Source organism: Mahella australiensis 50-1 BON (genome assembly GCF_000213255.1).
In the GTDB taxonomy this organism is placed as follows: Bacteria; Bacillota; Clostridia; order Mahellales; family Mahellaceae; genus Mahella; species Mahella australiensis.
Genome location: NC_015520.1, coordinates 1802537 through 1828411, shown reverse-complemented (window position 1 = coordinate 1828411; position 25875 = coordinate 1802537). Strand labels below are relative to the sequence as shown.

Genomic DNA, 25875 nt, shown 5'->3' with positions numbered 1-25875 from the left:
AACAAACCCAAAAGTTCCAGTTAACAGATTTTACATAAACTTAACATAGCATTTACGTGAATTTAACACAAATTTTCTCTATAGTGCTATTCTATAAGAGGATTCACACCGGTGAGTGAATCTATATAAATTAATTATACTATAGAGGGGGTAAAATACAATGTCTAAAAGATTCGGCATGAAGAAATTATGTGCTGGTTCCTTATTGTTATTATTGGCAATACTGGTGATGATATCGGGGATTACAACGTCTGCGATGCTTAAAACAGCTTTAGCCAGTGGAGATGAAATACCCGCTGCAAAATTGCCGCAGCAGATAGGCCTTGCCATGACTGATGACCCGCAAACCAGTATCAGCATCAATTGGACAACGATCGATACGACTTTGACCGATGCACAGGTTAAAGTATGGGAGAAGAATGCCGAGGAAAGCACAGCGGTAACATATGAGGCGAGTATCGAGAAGAGAACTGTGGTCGAATCGATCATTAAAGACGAGAATGGACAAGTCATAACTGAGAAAAACTTCTATTCAGCGACATTGGATGAATTGAAACCGAACACAGAGTATTCTTATCGCCTTGTCGCCTACGATGGTGAAACTAAAATAACCGGAGAGGTGAGGAATTTCAAGACAGCGCCGGCATCGGAAGATCCATATACATTCATCTATGTAGCTGATCCGCAAGTAAGCGGCTTTCATGCTAAGGCTTGGAACGCAAATCTGGATATCGCAAAGGAAATGTTTCCGGATGCACGTTTTATCTATATAGCCGGTGACCTTACAGATAAAACGCCTAATGAGGGGCAGTGGGAAGGCTTCTTCAATCAGCCGGGAAATGAGCAGTATAACGATAAATATAGCGGTAGTTGGATATCCGAATTGCCTGTGGCAGCCACCATGGGCAATCATGATGGCGGTCCTAACAAGGACGGAGCAGACGGCATGGCAAGCCACTATACATGGTTAAGCCAAATAGACGGTATTCCTGTAACGTATGCATTTGATTATGGAGCAGCCCGTTTTATAATACTCAATACGGAGTATCGCGCAGACGAGGATTTGGAAAAACAGATTGCTTTTTTGCGCCAGGAAGTGGCCGAAGCTAAAGATGAGGGCAAATGGACGATAGTCGGCATGCACAAAACTCCGTATTCAGGCGGAGACCATATGGACGATGCCGATGTCAAGTTATTGAGGCAGCGTCTGGCTCCGGTTTTTGTCGAATTGGATGTGGACATGGTACTCCAAGGGCACGACCATGTCTTGAGCCGCGGCCTTGTAAAACTGAACGGTTATAAGGCGGATGTTACAGAAAAGATAGGGGATAGGACATATAGCGCCAAGGCTCCGGGGCATGCGCCGTTATATTATGTGGCAAATTGCGGGAGCACTCTCAAATTCTATTCCCCGCTCAAGGATAATGACTGGATCTCGGAATATGACCCCGTTGCACCGGATTACGGTTTCTTGGATATTGATTCGGCTATGCCTGTGGGGCATGCGCTTAATCCTCTTGGACCGAGCACCGACGATGAACAGGAAGAGGCCAATCCGAATTTTTATAGGGCTCCCACTTTTGTGGCGGTAACTGTATCCGAGGATAGCGTTAAATTTGATACTTATATGACCGGATTTGACAGTGAGGCGAATACGGTGGTAAAGGACACATTCCTCTATGACAGCTTTACATTGAACAAAGCAGATGTAGATGTATCGCTTGCGCCAGATAAGGATTCAATATCGGCCGATTCAAACGGAACTGTTGAACTCAGTATAGCAGCTAAAGATGAAACAGGCGAAGATATCGATCTTTCCAATGCAGCTATCACATACCAATCCTACAATGACGATGTGTTGAAAGTAGCTGCGGATGGTACCGTAACGGCACAGAACAGGCCCGCAGATGATGTGACTGTAAATATATGGGCAGAGGTAAACGACGGCGTCAACACCTATATAAGCAATATTCTTCCTATAAAGGTTGATGTTGTACCTCCGGCACGGATAAGCGGCCAGGACAGATTTGAAACCGCTGTGGCAGCCGCCAAAAAATACTATCCTCTGACATCTACGGTAATACTGGCCGCAAATACCAACGATTTTGCAGATGGATTAGCGGCGAACATGTTAGCTGGGACTTTAGAAGCACCGATATTGCTAACCAATACCGATGAGATTCCGGCTGCTGTAGATAAATATATGATGCATGCTGGTGTTAAGAATGTATATCTGCTTGGAGGACCTACGGTAATATCCGAAGATATAGAGAAAGAATTGGTCGACAAAAAATACACTGTAACGAGAATTTATGGAGATAATCGAGAAGCTACTGCTGCAGCGATAGCTAATAAGGCCGAAGAATTGGGCGGTCAATTAAAGGATACCGCTATTGTGGTTAATGGTTATGCTCCGGCCGATGCATTGGCTGCAGGTCCGGCGGTAAGCGACGGCATGCCGCTCCTGATGGTGAATAGAAACAGCATACCTGTTTCCACAAGAAACATCTTGAACGAGTCCGTCATAAAGAATATCATAATAGTGGGTGGTACAGGCGTTGTATCGCCAGTAGTAGCCGATGAGTTAGAAGAACTGGTAAGCGGTACTGTTGTACGCGCAGGCGGGATAGATAGAATAGCTACGAGCATAGCGTTGGCTGAAAGGTTAAAACTGCCAAATGCTGTCATGGTAGGCTACAATGGGTTGGCCGACGCCGTAGCAGCGGGATATGTAGGTTCGATCGAAAAAAGCGCCGTACTGTATACGCAGCAAGAGCAGTTAGACAAAAATGCGGATGCCTATTTAGATAGTATCATAAATGAGGATAGCAGGGTCATGATAATGGGCGGTACAGGCGTGGTTGATAACAGCGTGGAAGGGTATATAAGGAACAAAATAATGCCGTCAAAATAGGAGAAACATATTAGAAATATAGCAAGAGAGACCTGCACATAGGCAGGTCTCTCTTGCTATAATAGCCGATCATCGACTTAATACACTTTTAGTTTCTTTTCTACCGTTGAAATGTTTGTGAAGTCATTATCATCATGCAACAGATAAAGATCATTTTCAATAGCGATCTGCACTATTAGCAGATCGATTGTGCTTCGTACCGTAATGCCGCTTTTCCTGCATTTCATATATAACCTTGCTGCCATTTCAAAAGATTTAGTCCCATTCTTTAACTCATAGAACCTTTGGCTTTTAAGATAATCGTTGAGCAAATTGAATTCTTTTTCGGTCCTTGCCCCTTGAATCAATTCTTGATAAATGAAATTGTTGATGCCATAAGGTATATCTTTCTCGATTATTTCTTCAAATCGGATTACTTTTTCATTTCTTAATCCTTTAAAAAATTTTATCAGAACCGATGTATCTACTAAGACCATTCAAATGCCTTCCCTCATGCTTTTATAATCATAATCGTCGGCAAACTGTATTTTGCCCTTTAAGTCCATCAGATTCTTCCGCTTGCGGTTATCCACATATTCCTCTAATGCCAGTTGTATCAATTCCCTTTTTGTTTTAGCGTTGCTTAGCCTGAAGGCTTCTTCGACAAGTTTGTCGTCCAGTACAATATTTGTCCGCATTTTTATACACCTCCATATACACATTATAGTGTGTATTATAACCGATGTCAAGAATCGATAATCGAGATCGAACGCTGCTATTGTCTTTTAACGGAAAGTTTGTTACAATGTTAGGCATAGAGATGCGTTGCGAAGGGAGTTAATATTTTCGGATGTTGCATGATGAATTGGACGAAGTAAAACAAGGATTTGTAAACGAATTGGAACAGATAAGCGATTCCGAAGCTCTGGAAGCTTTAAGGGTTAAATACATGGGTAAAAAGGGCTTGATTACCTCGCTATTAAAAGGCATGGGTAAATTACCGTCGGAGGAACGTCCAGCGACCGGCCAAGCTATTAATGGTCTTAAAGAAGAGCTTACAGTACTGCTGGAGGATAAAGCACTTCAGATAAAAGCCATGGAGAGGCAGCGCAAGCTGGAAGCGGAGGCTATAGATGTCACTATGCCGGGCAAAAGGCCGGTTATAGGCGGTAGACATCCGCTCAGCATAGTACGCCGCCAGATAGAAGATATATTCATAGGCATGGGCTTTGAAATAGCCGACGGGCCGGAAGTAGAATATGATTATTATAACTTTGAGGCGCTCAATATTCCGAAAGATCATCCGTCCAGGGATCTTCAGGATACGTTTTATATAACCGATAATATCGTTTTGAGGACGCAGACATCGCCCGTGCAGATCCGCGTCATGGAGAGTCATAGACCACCTATACGCATAATAGCCCCGGGCAGGGTTTATCGGGCAGATGAAGTGGATGCCACGCACTCGCCTATATTCCATCAAATGGAAGGACTGGTGGTGGATCACGGTATTACGATGGGTGACTTGAAAGGCGTATTGGATGTATTTGCTAAAGCACTGTATGGCGAGGATACTAAGACAAAATTTCGGCCACATTACTTTCCATTCACCGAACCCAGCGCCGAGGTCGACGTCACATGTGCGTGGTGTCACGGTCAAGGCTGCCGCATATGCGGTTACTCGGGCTGGATAGAGGTGCTGGGAGCGGGCATGGTGCACCCAAATGTATTGCGCACTGTAGGCATAAATCCAGATGAATACAGCGGTTTTGCGTTCGGCCTTGGTCTGGATAGGCTGACCATGCTTAAGTACGGCATAGATGATATGCGCTTGCTATTCGAAAACGACTATAGATTTTTAAAGCAATTTTGATCGGGAGGATAATAGATGAAAGTTCCGTTGAGCTGGTTAAAGGATTTCGTTGACATAGATGTACCATTAGAGGATTTTGTTGATCGCATGACTATGAGCGGTAGCAAGGTAGAGGCTGTGGAACAGCTCGGTGGGGAGATAAACAACGTTGTGGTAGGCCGCATTATAGAGCGGCATAAGCACCCCAACGCCGATCGCCTGCAGGTCTGCCAGGTGGACATAGGTGGCTCTACAGTTCAGATAGTTACTGCTGCTGATAATATAGAGACGGGTGATTACATACCTGTGGCTTTACATGGAGCAGATTTGGTCGGCGGTGTTAAAATAAAACGCGGTAAATTGCGCGGGGAAGTATCAGAAGGCATGATGTGCTCCGGCAAGGAGCTCGGCCTTACCGAAGAGGATTATCCCGGAGCTGAAACCCATGGCATATTGATATTGGATAAGCCGTATGAGTTGGGTGCCGATATAAAAAAAGTGCTGGGATTAGAGGAAACGGTTGTGGATTTTGAGATAACGCCAAACCGACCGGATTGCCTGTCGATAATGGGAATAGGGCGCGAAGCTGCCGCGACTTTTAAGAAGCCTTTCAATGCATTAGATCCGATAGTAAAAGAAGGCCCCGAGATGGTAGAAGCTGCAGCATCTATAACAGTGGAATGTCCTCAGCTTTGTCCCAGATATGCCACCCGCATTATAACGAATGTAAAGATAGGTCCGTCGCCGAAATGGATGCGTGACAGACTCAAGGCTGCCGGTATCCGGCCTATAAACAACGTGGTCGATATAACCAATTATGTTATGCTCGAATGCGGCCAGCCCATGCATGCTTTTGATCTAAACAGTCTAAAACAGCGAAGGATAGTCGTTAGAACAGCACATGACGGAGAGTTGTTCGAAACGCTGGATGGCGTGCAGCGCAGGCTGGACGGCGATATGCTTGTGATAACCGATGGTATGAACCCCGTAGCTGTGGCCGGCGTTATGGGTGGAGCCAATAGCGAGATAAGCGATGATACACATACCGTATTATTGGAGTCGGCCAATTTCAACAAGGTCAGTGTGCGCAATACGTCGCGTAAGTTGGGCTTGAGAACAGAAGCTTCGTCGCGTTTTGAGAAGGGCCTGGACCCTGAGCTGGTTGCACTGGCTTTGGATAGAGCAGCCGAGTTGTTCAATATGCTGGGGGCCGGTACACCCATGCAGGGTGTTATAGATGTATATTCGATTAAACCGGAACAGCGCGTTATACAAACCGATGTCGAAAGTATAAATGCCTTATTGGGTACTACTATTTCGGCAGATGAGATGAGGGCTATGCTACTCCCGCTCGCCTTTGAAGTAGAGTGCCATGATAGCCGTATGTCGGTAAAAGTGCCGTCATTCAGGCAGGATGTTGTGGAGATGGCCGATTTAGCCGAAGAGGTGGCACGCTTTTATGGCTATGATAGAATAAAACCCACGCTTATGAAGAGCGGCATATCGGTGGGGCGGCGCAACATTAGGCAACAGCTTATGGAATATATAAAGGACGTACTGACGGCGTGCGGTTTATATGAGGTGAATACCTATTCTTTTACCGGATATAGACAACTCAAACAAGCCGGGATAAAAATGGACGAATCATTTAAGCCGGTGACTATAAAAAATGCATTGGGTGAAGATCAGAGCCTCATGCGTCCTACTCTAATACCATCGATGCTGGAGGTATTGGCGCGCAATATAAACCGCGGGGTGGATTCATTTGGCGTGTTTGAAGCGGCCCCTGTATTTTTGGCAAATGAACTGCCGCCGATTACATTACCGCAGCAGCCTATGCGATTAGCCGTAGGGCTCTATGGGAACGTCGATTTCTTTACATTAAAGGGTATAATAGAGGCTGTTTTAGAGGCTTTAGCCATAAAGGGCATATACTTTTCACCTACTCAACGTGACGGCTTTCATCCCGGCAGAACGGCTGAGGTTGCTTTTGACACCACTGTCGTAGGTGTCATGGGGGAGGTTCATCCCGATGTACTGGATAGTTTCGATGTAGAAAAAAGGATTTATATAGCCGAGCTGGATCTCGATATGTTGTTGGACAACGGTACTTTGGATAGGACATATGTTGCGTTGCCCAAATTCCCGGCCGTACAAAGGGATATCGCCATAATGGTTCCAAAGCATGTATTGGCTAGAGATATAGAAAATGTAATAAAGAAAAGTGGTGGCAAACTTATAGAGGATGTGAAACTTTTTGATGTATATGAGGGATCTCAGATTCCAGAAGGCTATAAGAGCGTTGCCTATTCCATAGTATACAGAGCCTCTGACAGAACGCTTACTGATCAAGAGGTAGATAAGCTCCAAGAGCGTATAATAAGGGCTTTAGGAGAGCAAGTAGGAGCACAGTTGCGCGGATAATTACAAAATTCGACAAGAGTATTGTTTATTAGATGGTGGTGATGTATAATAGAAATAGATTATTCGATATTAAAGAAAGGCCGTGGAGAAATGGATAAAGTCGATACCAAGACCCGTACCACTGTTAAGATTCGCGGCAGAGAATACGTCATGAAGGCTTCCGAATCTGAGGAATACATCCATAAAGTGGCTATTTATGTGGACCGTAAAATGGAAGATATCGAAAAGATAAATCCTAACTTAAGCACCACCATGCTGGCTATACTTACGGCGTTGAATGTGGCCGACGAGCTTCTGAAAGAAAGAGAACGCACTAGCAAACTAGAGAAAGAGATTCAAAGGCTCAAAGACGCTTTGAGCAGGTCGCCGCAACTTTATGACATAAATCAGAAATACAAAAAAACAGAGAGGCAGGATCAGGCCCCGGGTAGCGAACAACGCAATGCCTAGGGTTTCTTTTTAAAAATAAATGGATCATCGAACCTTAAAAATATTAGAATTCGACAAGATAATCCAAAAGCTTAAATCCAAAGCTTTTTCTGCATTGGGAGCTGATGTGGCAGAGGCTTTATCGCCTTCGCTGGATAAATATACTATCGATATGTGGCAGCGCCAGACCGATGAAGCTGTATCATATATTCGGCGCCTCGGTTTACCGCCACTGGAAGGTATAAGGGATGTAAAGGATTCTGTTAATGCCGCTGCCGTTGGTGCTACTTTAAGGCCTAAAGAATTGCTCGATATAGCATCTGTGATAAAGACCGCCCGATTGATGAAAGGATATGCGCAAGAGAATGAAAACGCCGACCTTATAGCGGATCTCTGTTATAGCCTACACAGCATGAAGGCTGTGGAAGATGAGATATATCGCTGTATATTATCCGAGGATGAGATAGCCGATGATGCCACGCCGGAGCTTAAAGATATACGGCGGCATATAGCGCAGGCCAATCAAAGAATAAGGGATAAATTAAACGATATAATCCATTCTACTCAGTATCAACGTATGCTGCAAGACCCTATAGTCACAATAAGGAATGGCCGTTATGTGGTGCCAATAAAGCAGGAATGCCGCAGCAGTTTTGAAGGACTTATACAGGACCAATCGGGCAGCGGCGCGACGCTGTTTATAGAGCCTATGGCGGTGGTGGAGGCCAATAATGACCTGAGGGCATACATGCTTCAGGAACAGGAGGAAATAGAACGCATTCTTGCCTCGTTCAGCCATATGATCGGCCAGCACTCCGAAGATATATTGAACGACTTGGGGATACTCGCTCAATTGGACTTGATATTCGCCAAGGGCCAGCTTAGCATTGAGATGAATGCTGTACGGCCGCTGCTTACAGAGAATGATGGCATAATATTTAAAAGAGCCCGACATCCGCTCATTGATCCTGATAAAGTAGTGCCTATAGATTTGGAGTTAGGGCGTCAATTTACCCAGCTCATAATTACCGGCCCTAATACTGGCGGTAAAACCGTAACGCTTAAAACCATAGGTTTGCTTACGCTCATGGCTCAGGCGGGATTGCATGTACCGGCTGGCATCGGCACGCAGATAAGGATTTTTACAGGCGTATATGCCGACATAGGTGATGAACAGAGTATAGAACAAAGTCTTAGCACATTTTCATCGCATATGACCAATATAGTGCACATTTTAAATTCGGCTGATCACCGCTCGCTGGTGCTGCTTGATGAGCTGGGGGCTGGTACTGATCCTACTGAGGGAGCTGCGCTGGCTATGGCCATATTGGATGAATTAAGGCATAAAGGTGCTATAGTGGCGGCTACCACGCATTATAGCCAGCTTAAAGCATATGCATTGAAAACACCTGGCGTGATAAATGCCGGTATGGAGTTCGATGTAGAAACGCTAAGGCCAACGTATCGCCTTATAGTAGGTGTACCGGGTAAGAGCAATGCCTTTATCATATCGCGTAAATTGGGGTTGAGCGATGAAGTTTTAGCAAGAGCGCAGGCTTTGCTAAATGAAAGCGACCTGCGTTTTGAAGACGTTATAGGCAAGCTCGAAGAACAGCGCCATATGGCCGAAAAGGAACGCGCAGAGGCTGCTCAGGTACTGGAGCAGGCGCGCTTATTGGAGCAAAAGTATCAGCAATTAAATACGCAGCTTGAACAAAAGAGAAACGATATAATACACAAAGCCCGCCAAGAGGCTAAGGTTGTATTAAGCAGGGCTAAGAGCCAGGCTGATCAAATAATCAAAGAATTGCGTGATGCACAGATGCAGGCTTCGAAAGAGGCTAATAAGACCATAGAGCAAGCGCGCACAACGCTTAAAAAGGAAATAGAGGAGCTAAGCCCGGAGCAGGAGGCGGGAGAGCATTACAAACCGGTTACGAATGTTAAGCCTGGTATGCAGGTATATATCGTTCCTCTCAGAGCTAGCGGCTTTATCCTTACGCCGCCTGATGCCAATGGCAATGTGCAGGTACAGGTCGGCATAATGAAGGCCGCGGCAAGCTTATCCGATCTTGCAGAATTGCCTGAACATGAGGCGCAAGTCAAAAGTCAACCGACAGGTAAGGCAGCGAGCACATCCCGTTCGCGAGATGTTGGATTGGAGATAGATGTAAGAGGACAGATGTTGGAAGAAGCATTGGCCAATATAGATAAATACTTGGATGATGCAGCTATAAGCGGATTGGAAGAGGTTTTTATAATACATGGCAAAGGTACAGGGGTATTGCGCACCGGTATACAGGATTTTCTTGGCCATCATCCCCATGTTGCCTCCTATAGGACAGGACGTTACGGTGAAGGTGAAATGGGCGTTACAGTGGTAAAACTGAAATAAATTGTATATAATATTACCAGATTGTGAAAAGAAGGTGTGCATTTGAGACAATGCTTGGCGGATATGTGGCGCAAATATAGAGACGTTTTTTATGATTATCTTGGCATTATTTTGGGTACCCTCATAGTAGCCTTATCCTTTAATCTCTTCTTTGTACCGAATAAAATAGCGCCCGGCGGTGTAGGTGGTATAGCTACAGTTTTATACTACTTATTTAAATTTCCTGTTGGGACCACCATGTTGGTATTAAACATACCGCTGTTTTTGGCCGGTGTAAAGGTACATGGCGCCGGTTTTGGATTTAAGACGCTTATAGCTACGGTATTGCTCTCGTTTTTCATAGACGCTATAAAATTGCAGCCGTTGACACATAATGAGATATTGGCAGCGGTATACGGCGGTATAATTATGGGCATAGGTCTTGGCATAGTATTTCGTTCGGATGCCACTACGGGAGGAACCGATCTGGCGGCCAAAATAGTACATAAATTTATGCCTTATATTACCATGGGTTGGTTGCTGTTTATGATAGATACCGCCGTAGTGACGTTTGCAGGTGCGGTATTTGGACCGGAGCAAGCGCTTTATGCGATAATAGCGCTTTTTATCAGTTCATATGTTATAGACCTCATTCAAGAAGGCTTGGGCAGTGCCAAAGCCTTCATAGTTGTATCGGATAAAGCGGACGAAATATCCAAAGTCATATTGCATGATATCGACAGAGGTGTTACACTGTTAGAGGGACGAGGTGCTTATACCCAAAGGAAGAAAGATGTCATACTCTGTGTGGTCAGCCGCACCGAGGTTATAAGGCTTAAAGAAATCATAACAGCTATAGATAACAAAGCCTTTCTTATAATAACCGATGCCCGCGAGGTGCACGGTGAAGGCTTTTAGATATTACATTACATAGGAGGAGAAGTATGCAACAGAATAAAATTGAGTTTCTGGAAGAAAAAGCTAAGCAGGTAAGAGCGGACATCATCTGCTCATTGGCATCGGCTAATTCGGGCCATACCGGCGGTTCACTGTCGGCAGCCGATATATTGGTGGCGTTATATTTTGAAGTGATGAACGTGCGGCCTGACCAACCGAAATGGCCGGATCGCGATCGATTTGTGTTATCCAAGGGGCACGCTGCTCCGGCTCTGTATGCAGTGTTGGCGCATAAGGGTTATTTTTCGAGGGATCACCTGTGGACATTGCGGCAGGCAGGCTCGATATTGCAGGGTCATCCCGATATGAAACGCACACCTGGCGTGGATATGTCGACTGGTTCATTGGGGCAAGGTATATCGGCGGCCAACGGGATGGCGTTGGCGGGTAAGATAGATAAAAAAGATTACCGCGTATATGCTCTTTTAGGCGATGGCGAATTAGAGGAGGGTGAGGTATGGGAAGCGGCCATGACAGCGGCTCACTATAAGCTGGATAACCTCACGGCGTTTGTGGACCATAACCATCTGCAGATAGACGGATTTATCACTGATGTTAAATCGCCCGAGCCGGTGGATGAGAAGTTTAAGGCATTTGGTTGGAATGTATTGTGTATAAATGGTCACGATATGAATGAGATATTAGAAGCTGTAGAACAGGCTAAAGCTACCAAAGGTAAACCTACGGTAATAATAGCCGAAACCGTCAAAGGCAAGGGTGTATCCTTCATGGAATGTCAGGCTGGATGGCATGGCATAGCGCCTAATGCGCAACAAAAGGAACAAGCTCTGAAAGAACTGGGGGTAGAGGTAAATGTCTGATAAAATAGCTACGAGAGAGGCTTATGGCTTGGCGCTGGCTGAGTTCGGAGCACAATATGAAAATATAATCGTGCTGGACGCCGATTTGTCTAAATCTACTAAAACCGAGGAATTTAAGAAGAAATTTCCCGAAAGGTTTATAAATATGGGAATATCCGAGAGCGATATGATGGCTACGGCTGCCGGTATAGCTACCACAGGCAAAATAGTATTTGCCAGCACTTTCGCCATATTCGCCGCTGGACGCGCTTTCGAGCAGGTGCGCAACTCTATAGCCTATCCCAGGCTTAATGTCAAGATAGGCGCTACCCATGCAGGAATAACGGTGGGTGAGGACGGCGGCTCACATCAGGCCGTAGAGGATATAGCGCTTATGAGAGCCGTTCCCAATATGGTCGTCATAAGTCCGGCGGATGCTGTGGAGAGTCGCGCTGCCGTAAAAGCAGCCATTGAATACGATGGTCCGGTATATCTTAGATTTGGCCGTTTGGCCGTTCCAGTCATATACGATAAGGCTAATTATGTATTCGAGATGGGCAAAGGTGTAGAGACAGCTCCGGGTAATGATATTGCTATTATTGCTACCGGTATGATGGTAGGCAGCGCTCTCGAGGCAAGGCAAAAATTGAGCCAGGAGGGCATAAACGCCAGAGTGATAGATATTCATACCATAAAGCCGATAGATAAGGACATAATTGTAAAAGCTGCCGAAGAAACTGGAGCTGTACTTACAGTAGAGGAACATGTGGTAAACGGTGGTCTGGGTAGTGCTGTAGCGGAAGTGCTTTCGGAATACAGGCCTACAATAATGAAACGCATGGGTCTGTATGACCAATTCGGTCAATCGGGTAAACCCGATGATTTGCTCAAACTATATAAGCTTACGCCGGATGATATAGCTTACGAGGCCAAAGCGTTGTTGCAGCGCAAACCGTGACATCGATGAGCGCGGTTTACCACAATGTTAGATAGATGAGGAGGTGTAAGATGAGGGTAGTGCGATTTGCGAAAGACGATCTCGTATCTTACGGCATAGCCGATGGCGATACGGTGCGTCGTATAAAAGGCGATGTATTTAACAGCTATGAGATTACCACGCAGCGTTTCGCGCTCGACGAAGTAAGGCTCTTGGCACCGTGCATGCCGAGCAAAATAGTAGCTGTAGGCTTGAATTATGCCGACCATATAAGCGAGATGACTGAGGAAGCCAGGAAAGATCCAGTGCTCTTTATAAAGCCGTCGACAGCCGTTATAGGGCATAAGGATTATATAGTATGCCCGGCTATGTCGCAGAGGGTGGATTATGAGGGTGAGTTGGCGGTGGTCATAGGTAGACGATGTAAAGACGTTGAAGAAGAGGATGCCAATGACTATATATTCGGATTTACTTGTTTTAATGATGTAACGGCAAGGGATCTGCAGTCAATAGATGGTCAATGGACCAGGGCCAAATCTTTCGATACATTTGCGCCGATGGGGCCGTGGATAGCGAGAGGGCTAGATGCTCATTATCTGGATTTGGAAGTCAGGGTCAACGGAGAGGTCAAGCAGAGCAGCAATACGTCATTTTTGCTGCATAATGTGGAGGAATTGGTCAGCTTCATATCCAAGGTCATGACGTTGCTGCCGGGTGACGTGATAGCTACAGGTACGCCTTCAGGCATTTCACCCATAAAACCCGGCGATGTAGTAGAAGTAGAAATAGAGGGTATAGGCGTGCTGGAAAATTACGTGAGGTGATGGCTGTGGTTTATGAATCTAAAATAAAGAATTCGACTGTTGATCGCCTGTTTGAGGCTATACTTCGATTGAAGGATATCGATGAATGTTATCGGTTTTTTGAAGATCTGTGCACTATCAATGAAATAAAATCGTTGGCCCAGCGTTTAGAGGTTGCCGAGATGCTGAGAAATGGAGAAACGTATAATGAGATAGCTGAGCGGACAGGAGCCAGCACTGCTACTATAAGCCGCGTCAACCGATGCCTGGAATACGGTGCCGGAGGATATCAGCTCATATTGGATCGATTGAAGTCCGGACAGGATGGCGATGCTTGATGGATCACTTGAAGCAGTTGAATGAACAGCAGCAAAAAGCGGTGCTTTATACAGAAGGACCGCTCTTGGTGCTGGCTGGTGCCGGCAGCGGAAAGACGAGGGTATTGACCTATCGGATAGCCCATCTCATAAACGATAAAGGCGTATCGCCATGGAATATACTTGCTATAACATTTACCAATAAGGCCGCGGATGAAATGAAACAGAGGGTGGCAGGACTGGTTGGCGTTATATCGAAGGATATATGGATAAGCACCTTCCATTCGTGCTGTGCCCACATATTGAGGCGTGAGATAGATAAGATAGGTTATGAGCGTAACTTTACCATATTTGATGATGGTGATCAATCTACTTTGATAAAAGAATGTGTAAAGGAAATGGCCCTTAACGACAAATATTTTTCCGATAGGGATATAAAGGCAAAGATAAGCAACGCCAAGAATAACCTGATAGGGCCGGCCGATTACCTTAAATATTTCGGCGGCGATTTTAGAGCCGACAAGATAGCCCAGCTCTACGCCCTCTATCAAAAAAAACTTCAAAGCAATAATGCGTTGGATTTCGATGACCTCATAATGAAGACCATAGAGTTATTTCAATTGCGTCCGGATGTACTGGATTTTTATCAGCAAAAGTTTAAGTATATACTGGTGGATGAATACCAGGATACCAATTATGCTCAATATATGATGGTGCAGATGTTGTCGCGCCGTTATAAAAATTTGTGTGTCGTGGGCGATGATGATCAGAGCATATATGGCTGGCGTGGCGCTGATATACGCAATATATTAGAGTTCGAGAAGGATTTTCCGGATGCTAAGGTGATAAAGCTGGAGCAGAATTACCGCTCCACGCAGAATATACTCGATGCGGCCAACAACGTTATAGGGAATAACAGAGGACGCAAAGGCAAAAAACTATGGACTGCCAATAAACCGGGAGAGCGTATAAGATGCTATGCGGCCTATAACGAACATGACGAGGCTCAATTTATATGCCACCGTATACTGGAAGGCGTGCAGAATGACGGGCGCCGCTATGGCGATTTTGCAGTATTATACCGCATGAATGCCCAATCCAGGGCTATAGAAGAAAATATGGTTTATGCCGGCATACCGTATAAAGTAATAGGCGGCCTGCGTTTCTACGACCGAAAGGAGATAAAGGATATCATAGCCTATCTGCGCGTTATAGCCAACCCGATGGATAGTGTCAGCTTGAGACGCATAATAAATGAACCCAAGCGCGGCATAGGCGATGCTACAGTGCGTGCTATGGAGGATTTGGCACAAAAAAGTGGACAGTCGCTTTTCGATATAATATGGAATATAGATCAGATAGATGAAATATCATCCAGGGTTAAGAACAGAATAAAGCCTTTTGCCGATGCTATGGTACAGCTTATGGCTATGAAAGAATTGCTGTCTCCGTCGGAATTCATACAACAGTTGCTGGACGCCACAGGCTATATTAGAGCATTGGAAGCAGAGGATACCGATGAGGCCAAAGCGCGTATAGATAATATAGGGCAGCTGGTGTCGGCAGTTAAAGAATTTGAAAATTCGGCCGATGAACCGACATTGGAGGCTTTTTTGGAAAATGTAGCGCTTATATCTGGTACCGATGAACTGTCGGAAGATGGCGATGCTGTCGTTCTTATGACCATCCACGGTGCTAAAGGACTTGAATTCCCTGTGGTATTTATATCGGGTATGGAAGAAGGGCTCTTTCCGAGTGGCCGCGCATTTAACGAGGAAAGCCAGATGGAAGAAGAAAGGCGGCTGTGCTACGTAGCTATAACGCGTGCCAGGCAGCAGCTTTACATGACATATGCCAGGCAGCGCATGATATTCGGTAATATAATGGATGGCATACCGTCACGATTCCTCGATGAGATACCGCAGGAATTGCTCGAAGGGGTAGGCCAGGCGATTGAAGGCAAGGATTCCATAGCTGTTACCAAAATACATGATCGGAGCGATGCTGATGCTAAAGTATTTTATAAATTGGGGGAGAAGATAAAACATCCGCGATTCGGTGTAGGCACTATAGTGGAGGTGAAAGGTAGCGGCGAGGATATAGAGCTCAAAGTGGCGTTCCCCAAAGGTGGTGTAAAGCAATTATTGGTAAAATATGCACCGATAGAACCGATATAACATGACGAGGTGAAATATGGCTGTTACAGAAGATGTAATACAACGCGTGAATGAACTGAGGCAGATTATAGAACATCATAATTATATGTATTATGTACTCGATAGTCCCGAAATATCTGATGCCGAATACGATGCCCTGATGCGCGAATTGGAGCAACTGGAGTCCAAATATCCAGAGATTATAACACCTGATTCACCTACACAGAGGGTAGGTGGTCAGGTGTCCGGCCAATTCCAGCCGGTAGTTCATAGCGTGCCACTGCTCAGCTTGAACGATGTATTTTCCGAAAGTGAGATCAGAGACTTTGACAGGCGAGTGCGTGCAGCGCTAAATGAGGACGTACAGTACGTGCTGGAGGTCAAAATAGACGGCCTATCGGTAGCGCTTACATATCAGGACGGTCTGTTTATCCGCGGTGCTACGCGCGGTGATGGATTTGTCGGAGAGGATGTTACAGCCAATTTAAGGACGATACGTTCGATACCGTTGCGCCTGAAGATGCCCATAAATGTAGAAGTCCGCGGCGAAGTCTTTATGCCTAAGAAGTACTTCTACAAACTTAATGAGCAGAGAGAAAAGGATGGCTTACCCCTATTCGCCAATCCGCGCAACGCCGCAGCCGGTTCGGTACGCCAACTCGACCCGGCTATTACGGCACAGCGCCATCTTGACATATTTGTATTCAACCTGCAGCGTATAGAGGGATATGCCTTTGAGACACATGTCGAAAGCCTGATGTTTCTCAAAGAACAAGGATTTAAGATCATGCCGTACCTAATACCGTGCGATACCATAGATGAGGCCATAGAACAATGCCGTTTATGGGAGGGCAAGCGGTATGAGCTGCCATATGAGATCGATGGTCTTGTGATAAAGGTGAACAGCTTGCGCCAACGAGAGATACTGGGTAACACATCCAAGACACCGCGCTGGGCAGTAGCTTATAAATTTCCGGCTGAGCGCAAGGAGTCGATTATAAAGCATATAGTCGTGCAGGTCGGACGAACGGGTGTGCTTACGCCGACAGCCGTATTGGAGCCGGTCAGACTAGCTGGCACCACCGTTTCCAGAGCCACGCTGCATAACGAAGATTATATAAAAGAAAAGGACATACGCATAGGCGATCATGTGCTTGTGCAAAAGGCCGGCGATATCATTCCCGAAGTGGTATCGGTTATAAAAGAGAAGCGTACCGGTGACGAGCGTATATTTGAAATGCCCGACAAATGCCCTGTGTGCGGTGCCGATGCAGTACGTATCGACGGAGAAGCGGCCAGAAGATGCACAGGAGTGTCATGCCCTGCCCAGGTAGAGCGCGGGCTTATACACTTTGCATCGCGCGACGCTATGGATATAGAGGGACTTGGACCTGCTGTTGTCCGGCAGCTTTTGAATAAAAAACTCATACGCGATGAAGCCGATATATACTATCTGAAGTATGAGGATCTCGTAAAATTGGAGCGCATGGGGCCTAAATCAGCCCAAAATCTTATAAATGCCATACAAGCCAGCAAGGATAGAGGATTGGCGCGACTACTATACGCTTTGGGTATACCGCTGGTTGGCACAAGAGCCGCATCTATATTGGCGGAACGATTTGGCGATATATATGAGCTTATGAAGGCTGACCAGGCACAGCTTACTGCCATACCGGAGATAGGACCTAAGATCGCCGAGAGCGTTGTGACTTTTTTTAAGCAGGAGCAGACCAAAGATCTGATAAAGCGTTTAGAAACGGCCGGCGTACGCTTGACGGCCGATAAAAAGCAAAAGGGCAATGCCCCGTTGGCCGGCCTTACATTTGTGTTGACTGGTACGCTTTCCAAATATACGCGTGAACAGGCTACCGAAATTATCGAAGGCTTGGGAGGTAAGGTAACAGGCAGCGTCAGTAAAAAAACCGACTATGTTATAGCCGGAGATGGTCCCGGCAGCAAATTGGATAAGGCGCTCCAGCTCGGTGTGAAAGTCATAGATGAAAATGAATTCGAATGGTTGATCGGTCAAGAATAATATACCCTCCGTTTGCAGATACTTAACCTAAAGTTTGCTATCTGTAGCGGAGGTTTTTTATATGCATTTGTCTACCATATATCATAGATTAAAAGATTTTGTGCTTGGGAAAGATCCCGACGACAACATTGCATCAGCCGATGGATCGTATCATGGCATTAAGCTTGATAAAAAACTGGATAAAAATGTAAAAATGATGCAGACCATACTCAAGGACTGCGACGACATAGTGTACCGTTCTTTCAGGATAGCAGGCAAGATGAAAGCCGAACTGGTATTTTTAGACGGTCTGGTCAATACGGACTTTATCGATAACTATATAATCAAGCCATTAACATTGGAATCGCGCATGGCTGACATTGAAATAGAAGGTGCGGATGATGCCTTTTGCTATGCCAAAGAAGCCGTGATATCGGCAGCAAGCGTGAGAGAAGGCGATGACATGGATGGTATAGTCTTTAATATCATGAGCGGTAGTACAGTTATATTTATAGATGGTATAGCCAGGTGTGTCATAGTAGAAGTTAAAGGTTGGGAACATCGCCAGGTGAGCGACCCTGCTGTCGAACCCACCGTGCGCGGTCCAAAAGATGCTTTTACCGAGACTTTGCGCATAAACACAATGCTGGTGCGGCGATATATACGTGATCCTAGGCTTAAGCTCAAGACCTATCATATCGGTCGCCGCAGCAAAACTGATGTGGCGGTGATGTATATAGAGAGCATCGTTAACGTTAATGTGCTCGATGAGCTTAATAAGCGCTTAGATGGCATAGATGTCGACAGCGTCGTAGGTAGCGCCTTAATAGAACATCTTATAGAGGACGATTGGATCTCGCCGTTTCCGCAGATCCAAACCACAGAACGGCCGGATAAAGCGGCCGCTGCGCTGATGGGGGGCAAGGTATGCATTGCGGTCGACAACACGCCATTCGTACTGCTGCTGCCTACGACGCTGAATAGTTTCATGCAGGCACCCGATGATTACTATCAGCGCTGGCTTATAAGCAGCTTAATACGTTTTACACGTTTTATAGGGACTATCGTAGCTCTACTATTACCATCGCTTTACATTGCTATGCTTTCCTATCATCCAGAAATGATACCGACGTCGCTGGCTTTATCTATGGCAGCAGGCCGGGAGGGATTGCCCTTTCCGGCTTTTATAGAGGCCTTTATAATGGAGGGTTCACTGGAATTGCTGCGCGAGGCCGGCATGCGCCTGCCCGGTGCCATGGGACAAACCATAGGCGTAGTTGGTGCTATTATCATAGGCCAGGCAGCAGTGGGAGCCAATATAGTGAGCCCGGCTATGGTGGTGGTGGTAGCATTGACTGCCATAGCCAATTTTGCTATACCGAGCTATGATCTTGCCATAAGTTTTCGTATATTGCGCTTTATTTTAATGATTTTGGCTACAACCCTAGGATTATATGGCATCATATTGACTGTGATGATGATAGTCAGCCATCTGTCTATCTTAAAAAGTTTCGGCATACCATATATGGCGCCTTGGATACCGCTGAACTTGCGCGACCTTAAAGATAGCATAATACGGGCGCCGTGGGTGTCTATGCGTACCAGGGAGAGCTATTTACATCTGCAGGATGAACAGCGCATGAATAAGGATAAGACAAGTGACGTCGTGTATCGTGAGAAGGTCGTTAAACATTGAAAAAACTATTGATATTAGGATTGATATTAGCGCCGATATTAACAGGTTGTTGGGATAAGGTAGAAATAGATAAGCAGGCCTTTGTGTTGGGCGCCGCTGCCGATGTGGCGCCCGAAAGCAATAAGAATAAAGGTATGGAAAATATAGAAGGATATAATGTCAATCCGTTTATGCTGACGCTCGAGATACCCGTATTTAGATTCATGTTAGGTCAGAATAATGGAAGCAGTAATGCAGGTAGCGCTGGAAATCAAAAACCTGCATGGGTGTACAGCAGCACCGGTACGAGTTTCTTTGAAATAGAACGCCAAATGGCCACTCGTTCCGACCGCGTATTATTCTTCGGTCACCAGAAAGTGCTCGTCATAGGGGAAGAACTGGCTGAGCGCTATAATCTGCTCGATGTACTGGATTTTTGGGCACGAGACCCGGAAAGTATGCGTGGCATAAAGGTGCTTATAGCTGACGGTTCGGCCAAAGATATATTTTCTGCTCAGCCGCAAATAGCTCACTCGGTTTCCATGTTTATATCAGATCAGCTACAGCAGGGTGCTAAGACCGGCCGTTTTATAGATACTGATCTCTGTGATTTTCTGCATAAACTCGGCGATGGATACAGTATGCTTACGGGGCGCATAAGCATATCTGAAGATAAAGACATAAAAATAGCTGGCAGCGGCCTTATAAAGGATGGTAAGTTAGCGGGATGGTTGGGAGAGCAAGAGACCCGAGCTGCGCAGTTCGTTATGGGAAAGATAAAAGGTGGCGAGATAGTAGTGAAGGATCCTAAAAGCAAGGCAGGGTCTTTGACATTTGAAATATATGGAGAGCATACCCAGTTAAAAGCTGACTTTAAGGATAAGAAGCCTTCTATGGCTATAGAGATAAGGATGGAAGGCAATATTGCCGAGATAAACGGCGATAAGACAGCGGATGAGGCTTATATAGCTAAAGCCGAGCAGGCGGTATCGGAAGAGTTAGAGCGGGAAATAGATTTCATGATAGATAAATTGCAGAAGCAGTATAAGACCGATGCTTTGGGTTTTGGCGATTATATGGAAAAGCATCATTATAAAGAATGGAAGGGCATCGAAAAAAAGTGGGATGATATATATGGGTCCATGCCGGTATCGGTGCATGTAGATACTAAGATACGACGTGTTGGTATGAAATATTGAGGTGTAGGTATGTTTAAAAATAATGATAGGATAAATGAACAAGAAGCAATGTTCTTTCTTGTGGCTACTATGATAGAGATCGGTTCTTTGATAGATGCACGTCTTCTAGCGCAGGAATCGGGGCCGGACGCGTGGCTGGCCTATTTGACGGGATATGCTTTTGTCTTGCCTGGAATACTGGCTATGGGTGCCTTGAGTAAGAGGTTCTATAAACACGGATTTGTCGAGTATAGCTGCATTATAATGGGGGCATGGATAGGATTGGTATTGTCAATGATTTTGGCTGCGTACTGGCTGCTTGTATCAGCTCGGGCGCTTAGGGGTATGTGTGAGATAACAAAGTTGACTCTGTTGGACAAAACCCCTACTGAGGTTATAGCGTTTTCTTTTTTGGTTGCGGCCATATACATAGCTCGATACGGTATAGAACCGTTATCGCGCATGTCGATGCTGCTCGGCATAAGCGTTTTGCCGCTTATATTGCTTCTATTTGCATTTGTTATACCGAATGTAAAACTCGATAATCTGTTGCCTTTTATGGCCGAAGGCCCTATACCCATATTAAAAGCCGGCGTAAAAGGAATTGCGGATTGGGAGGAAATGAGCCTTCTTTTTATTATAGTCCCGTTTTTAAGCAAACCCAGGGCTATAGGCAAAGAGGCACTGTACGCCTCTGTCATCGTAGCTTTTATCGGAATCTTTATGATATTCCTTACTATAGGTACTATAGGAGAAAATGGGGCGAAGACATCTATTGTACCATCGGTATCAGCGTTGTCAGCGGCGGAATACCCGGGCATGTTCATAGAACGTTTGCCCACCATCTTTATAGGTTTATGGCTTATGATGGTTTTGCCTACCATAGCGGGGTTGTTATGGGCTGCAGCACTAGTCCTGTCACAAATGTTGGGCTTTACCGAATATAAGCCGTTGATCATGCCCTTGGTGCCGATCATATATACAATATCCCTTATACCGCAAAATATCATAGAGGCAAATAAATTCTTCCGCTTTCTGATACCATATGGTATAGGTATATTATTCATTATGCCAATAATTCTATATACAATAGCTGTTATAAGGAGGATAAAAGACTAGATATATGGCAGGTATTATGGATGCCGCAAAGAGCATCTACAATATATGGACGATGGTCATGGTAGTCGTTATAGGCCTATTCGATATCATAGTGGATGCACCGGAGATGCATCATAAAGGCTTAATAAGAGAGGCTCATTTCTCGCATGCCATAGGTATCATATACATTATAGCCGGGCCGGTTATTTTTATAATTATACAGATATTGGCCAAATTGTTCGGTTAAGATGTGATATTGCAATTAAGCCAAAAGGTTGTATAATATATTTGTAAACAAAAATAAATGGGGGTAATGATTTTTTGGCATTGAAATCAAAAGAGATGGCGTTGATGATAGGGCGCATGATGGATGACAAAAAGGCGCAGGATATAATCGTTTTGGATGTGGCTGAGATGACCATTATAGCGGATGAATTCGTGATATGCAGCGTGAGGTCGACGGTACAGTCTAGGGCATTGTGCGATTATATCGAAGAGAAAATGGATGAGTGTCATATTCCACTCAGGCGTCTGGAAGGATACAGGGAAGGCTGCTGGATAGTTATGGATTATGGCGATGTGATAGTCCATATATTTCGGCAGCAAGAAAGAGAATTTTACAGTCTGGAAAGATTATGGAGTGAGGGCGACAATATACATGTCGCCGCCAAAGCATAATTTATAAAGATGCATTTATCAAATGCTTCGGGTAGTGTGCTCGAAGCATTTGTCGATACATAGATGTCTATTAAGAGAGGAAGGTTAGACAGTAATTGATTTATGATTTTAAGGCTATAGAAGGCCGATGGCAAGATGAATGGGAAAAAACCAAAGCTTTTAAGGCGACGGAAGACAATCAAAAGCCCAAATATTATATGTTGGAGATGTTCCCGTATCCGTCAGGGAAATTACATATGGGTCATGTTCGCAATTATTCGATAGGCGATGTCATAGCTCGTTATAAGCGTATGCAGGGCTATAATGTATTGCATCCTATGGGCTGGGATGCATTTGGTCTGCCGGCTGAGAATGCCGCTATAAAAAACGGTGTGGAGCCTAGCAAATGGACATGGGATAATATAAACAATATGCGCCGCCAGCTCAAACAATTAGGTATAAGTTATGATTGGGATCGCGAGGTGGCATCTTGTCACCCGGCTTACTACAAATGGACTCAGTGGTTGTTCCTTCAGTTTTATAAGAACGGTCTGGCCTATAAGAAAAAGGCGCGCGTTAATTGGTGTCCGTCGTGTGGCACGGTGCTGGCTAACGAACAGGTAGTCGCTGGTTGCTGTGAAAGGTGCGGTACGCCGGTAGGTAAAAAGGATTTGGAGCAGTGGTTTTTCAAAATTACCGATTATGCTGAAAGGTTGCTTCAGGATATAGATAAACTGGACGGTTGGCCAGATAAGGTCAAAAGCATGCAGCGTAACTGGATAGGCAAGAGCTACGGCGCCGAGGTTATCTTCAGTATAGAGGATGTAAAGAACGAAAAAATCACAGTATTTACCACCAGACCTGATACCATATTCGGCGTATCGTTTGTAGTGTTGGCACCGGAGCATCCTCTGATAGAAAAATTAGCAAAGAAAACACCATATTATAAACAGGTTAAGGACTTTCAAAAGAAGATAGAAGCACTCGATGAAATAACCCGCACATCGACCGAAGCCGAAAAAGAGGGCGTATTTATCGGCCGATATGCTATAAATCCTATGAACGGCGCACGTATACCTATATATACAGCCAATTATGTGCTGATGGAATACGGTACCGGTGCAGTGATGGGTGTGCCGGCTCATGATGGCAGGGATTTTGAGTTTGCAAAGAAATATGGATTACCCATAGTGCCTGTTATAAAACCGGCTGATGCCGCACAGGATTTTGACCTGGAGCAGGCCTATGAGGATGACGGCATCATGATAAATTCAGGTCAATTTAATGGCTTTGATAATCGAGACGGTATAGAGCGTGTCATAAGTTATATGGAAGAAAACGGGCTAGGTCGACGCAAAACAACTTATAAGCTTAGAGACTGGCTTATATCGCGGCAGCGATACTGGGGTGCGCCTATACCGATAGTGTATTGCGAAAAATGCGGCGAGGTGCCAGTGCCCGAGGACCAATTGCCGGTTATGCTGCCTACCGATGTAGTATTTACAGGGACAGGCCAATCGCCGCTTACTACATCAGAAAGCTTCGTGAATACCAAATGTCCCATATGCGGCGGTCCAGCACGGCGTGAAGTCGATACCATGGACACATTTGTATGTTCCTCATGGTATTATTTGCGCTACACCGATCCGAGGAATGATAAAGAGGCATTCAACAAAGAGAAGGCATCATATTGGATGCCGGTGGATCAATACGTGGGCGGCGTAGAGCACGCAATACTTCATCTTTTATATTCGCGCTTCTTTACCAAAGTATTGCATGATTTGGGGCTAGTAGATGTGAATGAGCCATTTGTCAATTTGTTGACCCAAGGTATGGTGCTCAAGGATGGTTCCAAGATGTCCAAATCCAAAGGCAATATAGTAAGCCCGGAAGACATAGTGGATAAATACGGTGCGGATACGGCACGCCTGTTTATACTGTTTGCCGCGCCACCCGAAAGGGATTTGGAATGGAGCGATCAAAGCGTAGAAGGATGCTTTCGCTTTTTGAACCGCGTATGGAGATTGGTGGATCAATATGCCGATGCTGTAAAAGAGTGGGTAGAAAATGGAAAGCCTGAAACCGATTTAATAAGCGATGGGGATAAAGAGTTGCGCTATATCATAAACTACACTATAAAGAAGGTCAGCGATGATATAGCCGAACGCTATAACTTCAATACCGCTATAAGTGCTATAATGGAAATGGTTAATGCCATGTATCAGAGTGATACTGCTGATAGTCCATCGACTGTTATGATGGAAGCCGTAGAAACGTTGTTGTTGTTGTTGGCTCCGTTTGTACCACATATTTCCGAGGAAATGTGGCATAGGACGGGTCATGGTGCTCCGCTTTACCTGCAAGCATGGCCGATATACGATGCCGATGCCCTGGTAAAACAGCAGGTAGAGGTGGTGGTGCAAGTAAATGGCAAGGTGCGCGATAAGGTTATGATGCCTGCCGGGGCCGATGAGGACAAAATGAAAATCCTGGCTATGCAGTCGTCTAAGGTAGCGGCGTCTATAGCTGATAAAAACATCATAAAGGTTGTGTCTGTGCCGGATAAGTTGGTAAATATTGTTGTGAGATAAAAATATAATTGAAATGATAGGTTTTGTATGATATAATACCCATACAGCGATATAGCGATATATGCTGACCGATTATTTTATGCAGAGGAGGATAAATCCTATGAAAGAAAAAGTAGAAGCAGCATTGGAAAAAATACGCCCGGCTTTAAAGGCTGACGGTGGCGATGTGGAATTAGTCGATGTGGCAAGTGACGGTGTAGTAAAGGTCAAATTGACCGGGGCTTGCGGCGCATGCCCGTTTGCTCTGATGACATTGAAACAGGGTATAGAGGAAACGCTTAAAGAGAGCGTACCTGAGGTAAAAGAAGTAGTGGCTGTATAAGACTCATACTAAAAAGGCGTTGCATATAGCAACGCCTTTTTCGGACTTATGTTATGGCTATAATATAAGACTTTCCATACCAATTATAGGTAACATTTGCTTGACATCAGCACTGAAAAATATTAAAATATAAACATCTCAAGTTTGATTCGCTTAATTTCCTGAATATAGGAAAACGGGGGACCCATTAGGATAATATGAGGCGTATTCCGAAAGGATAGAGCAACTCTTTCAGCTCGAGCCTGTCAGCTAACCTCGTAAGCGTTGAAAGGGAGTGAACGGTGATATGATTATATGATAATAAAGCCGTGGTTGACTCCACGGTTTTATTTTTCCTCATTAGATGTAATAATATGGATATAAATTCGATGTTTAAGTCCAAATAATGTCATTTTAAG

General features: G+C 45.1%; 20 protein-coding genes, 1 pseudogene and 1 riboswitch. Of the genes and pseudogenes, 19 read left to right on the top strand and 2 right to left on the bottom strand.

Annotation, left to right across the window (positions count from 1 at the left end):
* Positions 1-160: 160 nt before the first annotated feature.
* Positions 161-2914, top strand: coding sequence for a cell wall-binding repeat-containing protein (locus MAHAU_RS15055; protein ID WP_013781341.1), 2754 nt, complete (start codon positions 161-163; stop codon positions 2912-2914).
* A 77-nt stretch (positions 2915-2991) separates the two neighbouring features.
* Here MAHAU_RS15055 and vapC read toward each other — a convergent pair whose 3' ends face one another.
* Both vapC and MAHAU_RS08600 read right to left on the bottom strand, forming a co-directional pair.
* Positions 2992-3390 carry a type II toxin-antitoxin system VapC family toxin gene (vapC, locus tag MAHAU_RS08605; RefSeq protein ID WP_013781340.1) on the bottom strand — a complete coding sequence of 133 codons (399 nt, stop codon included), beginning with the start codon at positions 3388-3390 and terminating at the stop codon, positions 2992-2994.
* Positions 3391-3591 carry a type II toxin-antitoxin system VapB family antitoxin gene (locus tag MAHAU_RS08600; protein WP_013781339.1) on the bottom strand — a complete coding sequence of 67 codons (201 nt, stop codon included), beginning with the start codon at positions 3589-3591 and terminating at the stop codon, positions 3391-3393.
* A 236-nt stretch (positions 3592-3827) separates the two neighbouring features.
* On the opposite strand from MAHAU_RS08600, the pseudogene pheS reads away from it, so the two are divergent.
* From pheS to MAHAU_RS08510, 18 genes and pseudogenes are all read left to right on the top strand, one after another.
* Positions 3828-4766, top strand: a pseudogene (gene pheS, locus MAHAU_RS08595) (phenylalanine--tRNA ligase subunit alpha); the annotation flags it as partial.
* A gap of 15 nt (positions 4767-4781) precedes the next feature.
* Positions 4782-7169 (top strand): phenylalanine--tRNA ligase subunit beta, encoded by a 2388-nt coding sequence (pheT, locus tag MAHAU_RS08590; RefSeq protein WP_013781337.1) that lies wholly within the window; start codon positions 4782-4784, stop codon positions 7167-7169.
* Between the two features lie 90 nt (positions 7170-7259).
* A complete protein-coding gene (locus tag MAHAU_RS08585) occupies positions 7260-7619 on the top strand; it encodes a cell division protein ZapA (RefSeq protein ID WP_013781336.1) in 360 nt (119 codons plus the stop codon).
* A 19-nt stretch (positions 7620-7638) separates the two neighbouring features.
* Positions 7639-9993: an endonuclease MutS2 gene (locus MAHAU_RS08580; protein ID WP_013781335.1), complete on the top strand. Its 2355-nt coding sequence runs from the start codon at positions 7639-7641 to the stop codon at positions 9991-9993.
* 63 nt (positions 9994-10056) lie between these two features.
* The gene (locus tag MAHAU_RS08575; protein ID WP_041644498.1) at positions 10057-10890 is read left to right on the top strand and encodes a YitT family protein; all 834 of its coding nucleotides are present in this window, start codon (positions 10057-10059) and stop codon (positions 10888-10890) included.
* A 26-nt stretch (positions 10891-10916) separates the two neighbouring features.
* Positions 10917-11750, top strand: coding sequence for a transketolase (locus tag MAHAU_RS08570; RefSeq protein ID WP_013781333.1), 834 nt, complete (start codon positions 10917-10919; stop codon positions 11748-11750).
* Positions 11743-12687 carry a transketolase family protein gene (locus tag MAHAU_RS08565; RefSeq protein WP_013781332.1) on the top strand — a complete coding sequence of 315 codons (945 nt, stop codon included), beginning with the start codon at positions 11743-11745 and terminating at the stop codon, positions 12685-12687. The genes MAHAU_RS08570 and MAHAU_RS08565 overlap by 8 nt, the downstream gene beginning before the upstream one ends.
* 50 nt (positions 12688-12737) lie before the next feature.
* Positions 12738-13490, top strand: coding sequence for a fumarylacetoacetate hydrolase family protein (locus MAHAU_RS08560; RefSeq protein ID WP_013781331.1), 753 nt, complete (start codon positions 12738-12740; stop codon positions 13488-13490).
* Entirely contained in the window at positions 13490-13807 is a 318-nt protein-coding gene (locus MAHAU_RS08555; protein ID WP_013781330.1) for a YerC/YecD family TrpR-related protein, read from the top strand. Before MAHAU_RS08560 ends, MAHAU_RS08555 begins: the two co-directional genes overlap by 1 nt.
* Positions 13807-15963: a DNA helicase PcrA gene (gene pcrA / locus MAHAU_RS08550; RefSeq protein WP_013781329.1), complete on the top strand. Its 2157-nt coding sequence runs from the start codon at positions 13807-13809 to the stop codon at positions 15961-15963. The genes MAHAU_RS08555 and pcrA overlap by 1 nt, the downstream gene beginning before the upstream one ends.
* A 16-nt stretch (positions 15964-15979) precedes the next feature.
* Positions 15980-17977: an NAD-dependent DNA ligase LigA gene (ligA, locus tag MAHAU_RS08545; RefSeq protein WP_013781328.1), complete on the top strand. Its 1998-nt coding sequence runs from the start codon at positions 15980-15982 to the stop codon at positions 17975-17977.
* Between the two features lie 61 nt (positions 17978-18038).
* Entirely contained in the window at positions 18039-19652 is a 1614-nt protein-coding gene (locus MAHAU_RS08540; protein ID WP_013781327.1) for a spore germination protein, read from the top strand.
* Positions 19649-20830 carry a Ger(x)C family spore germination protein gene (locus tag MAHAU_RS08535; RefSeq protein WP_013781326.1) on the top strand — a complete coding sequence of 394 codons (1182 nt, stop codon included), beginning with the start codon at positions 19649-19651 and terminating at the stop codon, positions 20828-20830. The genes MAHAU_RS08540 and MAHAU_RS08535 overlap by 4 nt, the downstream gene beginning before the upstream one ends.
* Positions 20831-20839: 9 nt before the next feature.
* A complete protein-coding gene (locus MAHAU_RS08530; protein ID WP_013781325.1) occupies positions 20840-21928 on the top strand; it encodes a GerAB/ArcD/ProY family transporter in 1089 nt (362 codons plus the stop codon).
* Between the two features lie 4 nt (positions 21929-21932).
* Positions 21933-22154 (top strand): CLC_0170 family protein, encoded by a 222-nt coding sequence (locus MAHAU_RS08525; RefSeq protein WP_013781324.1) that lies wholly within the window; start codon positions 21933-21935, stop codon positions 22152-22154.
* A 74-nt stretch (positions 22155-22228) separates the two neighbouring features.
* Positions 22229-22585 carry a ribosome silencing factor gene (rsfS, locus tag MAHAU_RS08520; protein WP_013781323.1) on the top strand — a complete coding sequence of 119 codons (357 nt, stop codon included), beginning with the start codon at positions 22229-22231 and terminating at the stop codon, positions 22583-22585.
* A 95-nt stretch (positions 22586-22680) separates the two neighbouring features.
* Positions 22681-25155 carry a leucine--tRNA ligase gene (gene leuS / locus MAHAU_RS08515; protein WP_013781322.1) on the top strand — a complete coding sequence of 825 codons (2475 nt, stop codon included), beginning with the start codon at positions 22681-22683 and terminating at the stop codon, positions 25153-25155.
* 100 nt (positions 25156-25255) lie between these two features.
* Positions 25256-25477, top strand: coding sequence for a NifU family protein (locus MAHAU_RS08510; protein ID WP_013781321.1), 222 nt, complete (start codon positions 25256-25258; stop codon positions 25475-25477).
* Positions 25478-25617: 140 nt separating this feature from the next.
* A riboswitch (cyclic di-AMP (ydaO/yuaA leader) is annotated at positions 25618-25756 on the top strand.
* Positions 25757-25875: the final 119 nt, after the last annotated feature.

Coding starts and splice junctions, on each gene's coding strand:
- MAHAU_RS08575 (WP_041644498.1), top strand. CDS start 10,057: ATGTGGCGCAAATATAGAGACGTTTTTTATGATTATCTTGGCATTATT.
- MAHAU_RS08540 (WP_013781327.1), top strand. CDS start 18,039: ATGCATTTGTCTACCATATATCATAGATTAAAAGATTTTGTGCTTGGG.
- MAHAU_RS15055 (WP_013781341.1), top strand. CDS start 161: ATGTCTAAAAGATTCGGCATGAAGAAATTATGTGCTGGTTCCTTATTG.
- MAHAU_RS08600 (WP_013781339.1), bottom strand. CDS start 3,591: ATGCGGACAAATATTGTACTGGACGACAAACTTGTCGAAGAAGCCTTC.
- MAHAU_RS08570 (WP_013781333.1), top strand. CDS start 10,917: ATGCAACAGAATAAAATTGAGTTTCTGGAAGAAAAAGCTAAGCAGGTA.
- MAHAU_RS08560 (WP_013781331.1), top strand. CDS start 12,738: ATGAGGGTAGTGCGATTTGCGAAAGACGATCTCGTATCTTACGGCATA.
- vapC (WP_013781340.1), bottom strand. CDS start 3,390: ATGGTCTTAGTAGATACATCGGTTCTGATAAAATTTTTTAAAGGATTA.
- MAHAU_RS08585 (WP_013781336.1), top strand. CDS start 7,260: ATGGATAAAGTCGATACCAAGACCCGTACCACTGTTAAGATTCGCGGC.
- pheT (WP_013781337.1), top strand. CDS start 4,782: ATGAAAGTTCCGTTGAGCTGGTTAAAGGATTTCGTTGACATAGATGTA.
- ligA (WP_013781328.1), top strand. CDS start 15,980: ATGGCTGTTACAGAAGATGTAATACAACGCGTGAATGAACTGAGGCAG.
- MAHAU_RS08525 (WP_013781324.1), top strand. CDS start 21,933: ATGGCAGGTATTATGGATGCCGCAAAGAGCATCTACAATATATGGACG.
- MAHAU_RS08565 (WP_013781332.1), top strand. CDS start 11,743: ATGTCTGATAAAATAGCTACGAGAGAGGCTTATGGCTTGGCGCTGGCT.
- MAHAU_RS08510 (WP_013781321.1), top strand. CDS start 25,256: ATGAAAGAAAAAGTAGAAGCAGCATTGGAAAAAATACGCCCGGCTTTA.
- pcrA (WP_013781329.1), top strand. CDS start 13,807: ATGGATCACTTGAAGCAGTTGAATGAACAGCAGCAAAAAGCGGTGCTT.
- MAHAU_RS08555 (WP_013781330.1), top strand. CDS start 13,490: ATGGCTGTGGTTTATGAATCTAAAATAAAGAATTCGACTGTTGATCGC.
- MAHAU_RS08580 (WP_013781335.1), top strand. CDS start 7,639: ATGGATCATCGAACCTTAAAAATATTAGAATTCGACAAGATAATCCAA.
- MAHAU_RS08530 (WP_013781325.1), top strand. CDS start 20,840: ATGTTTAAAAATAATGATAGGATAAATGAACAAGAAGCAATGTTCTTT.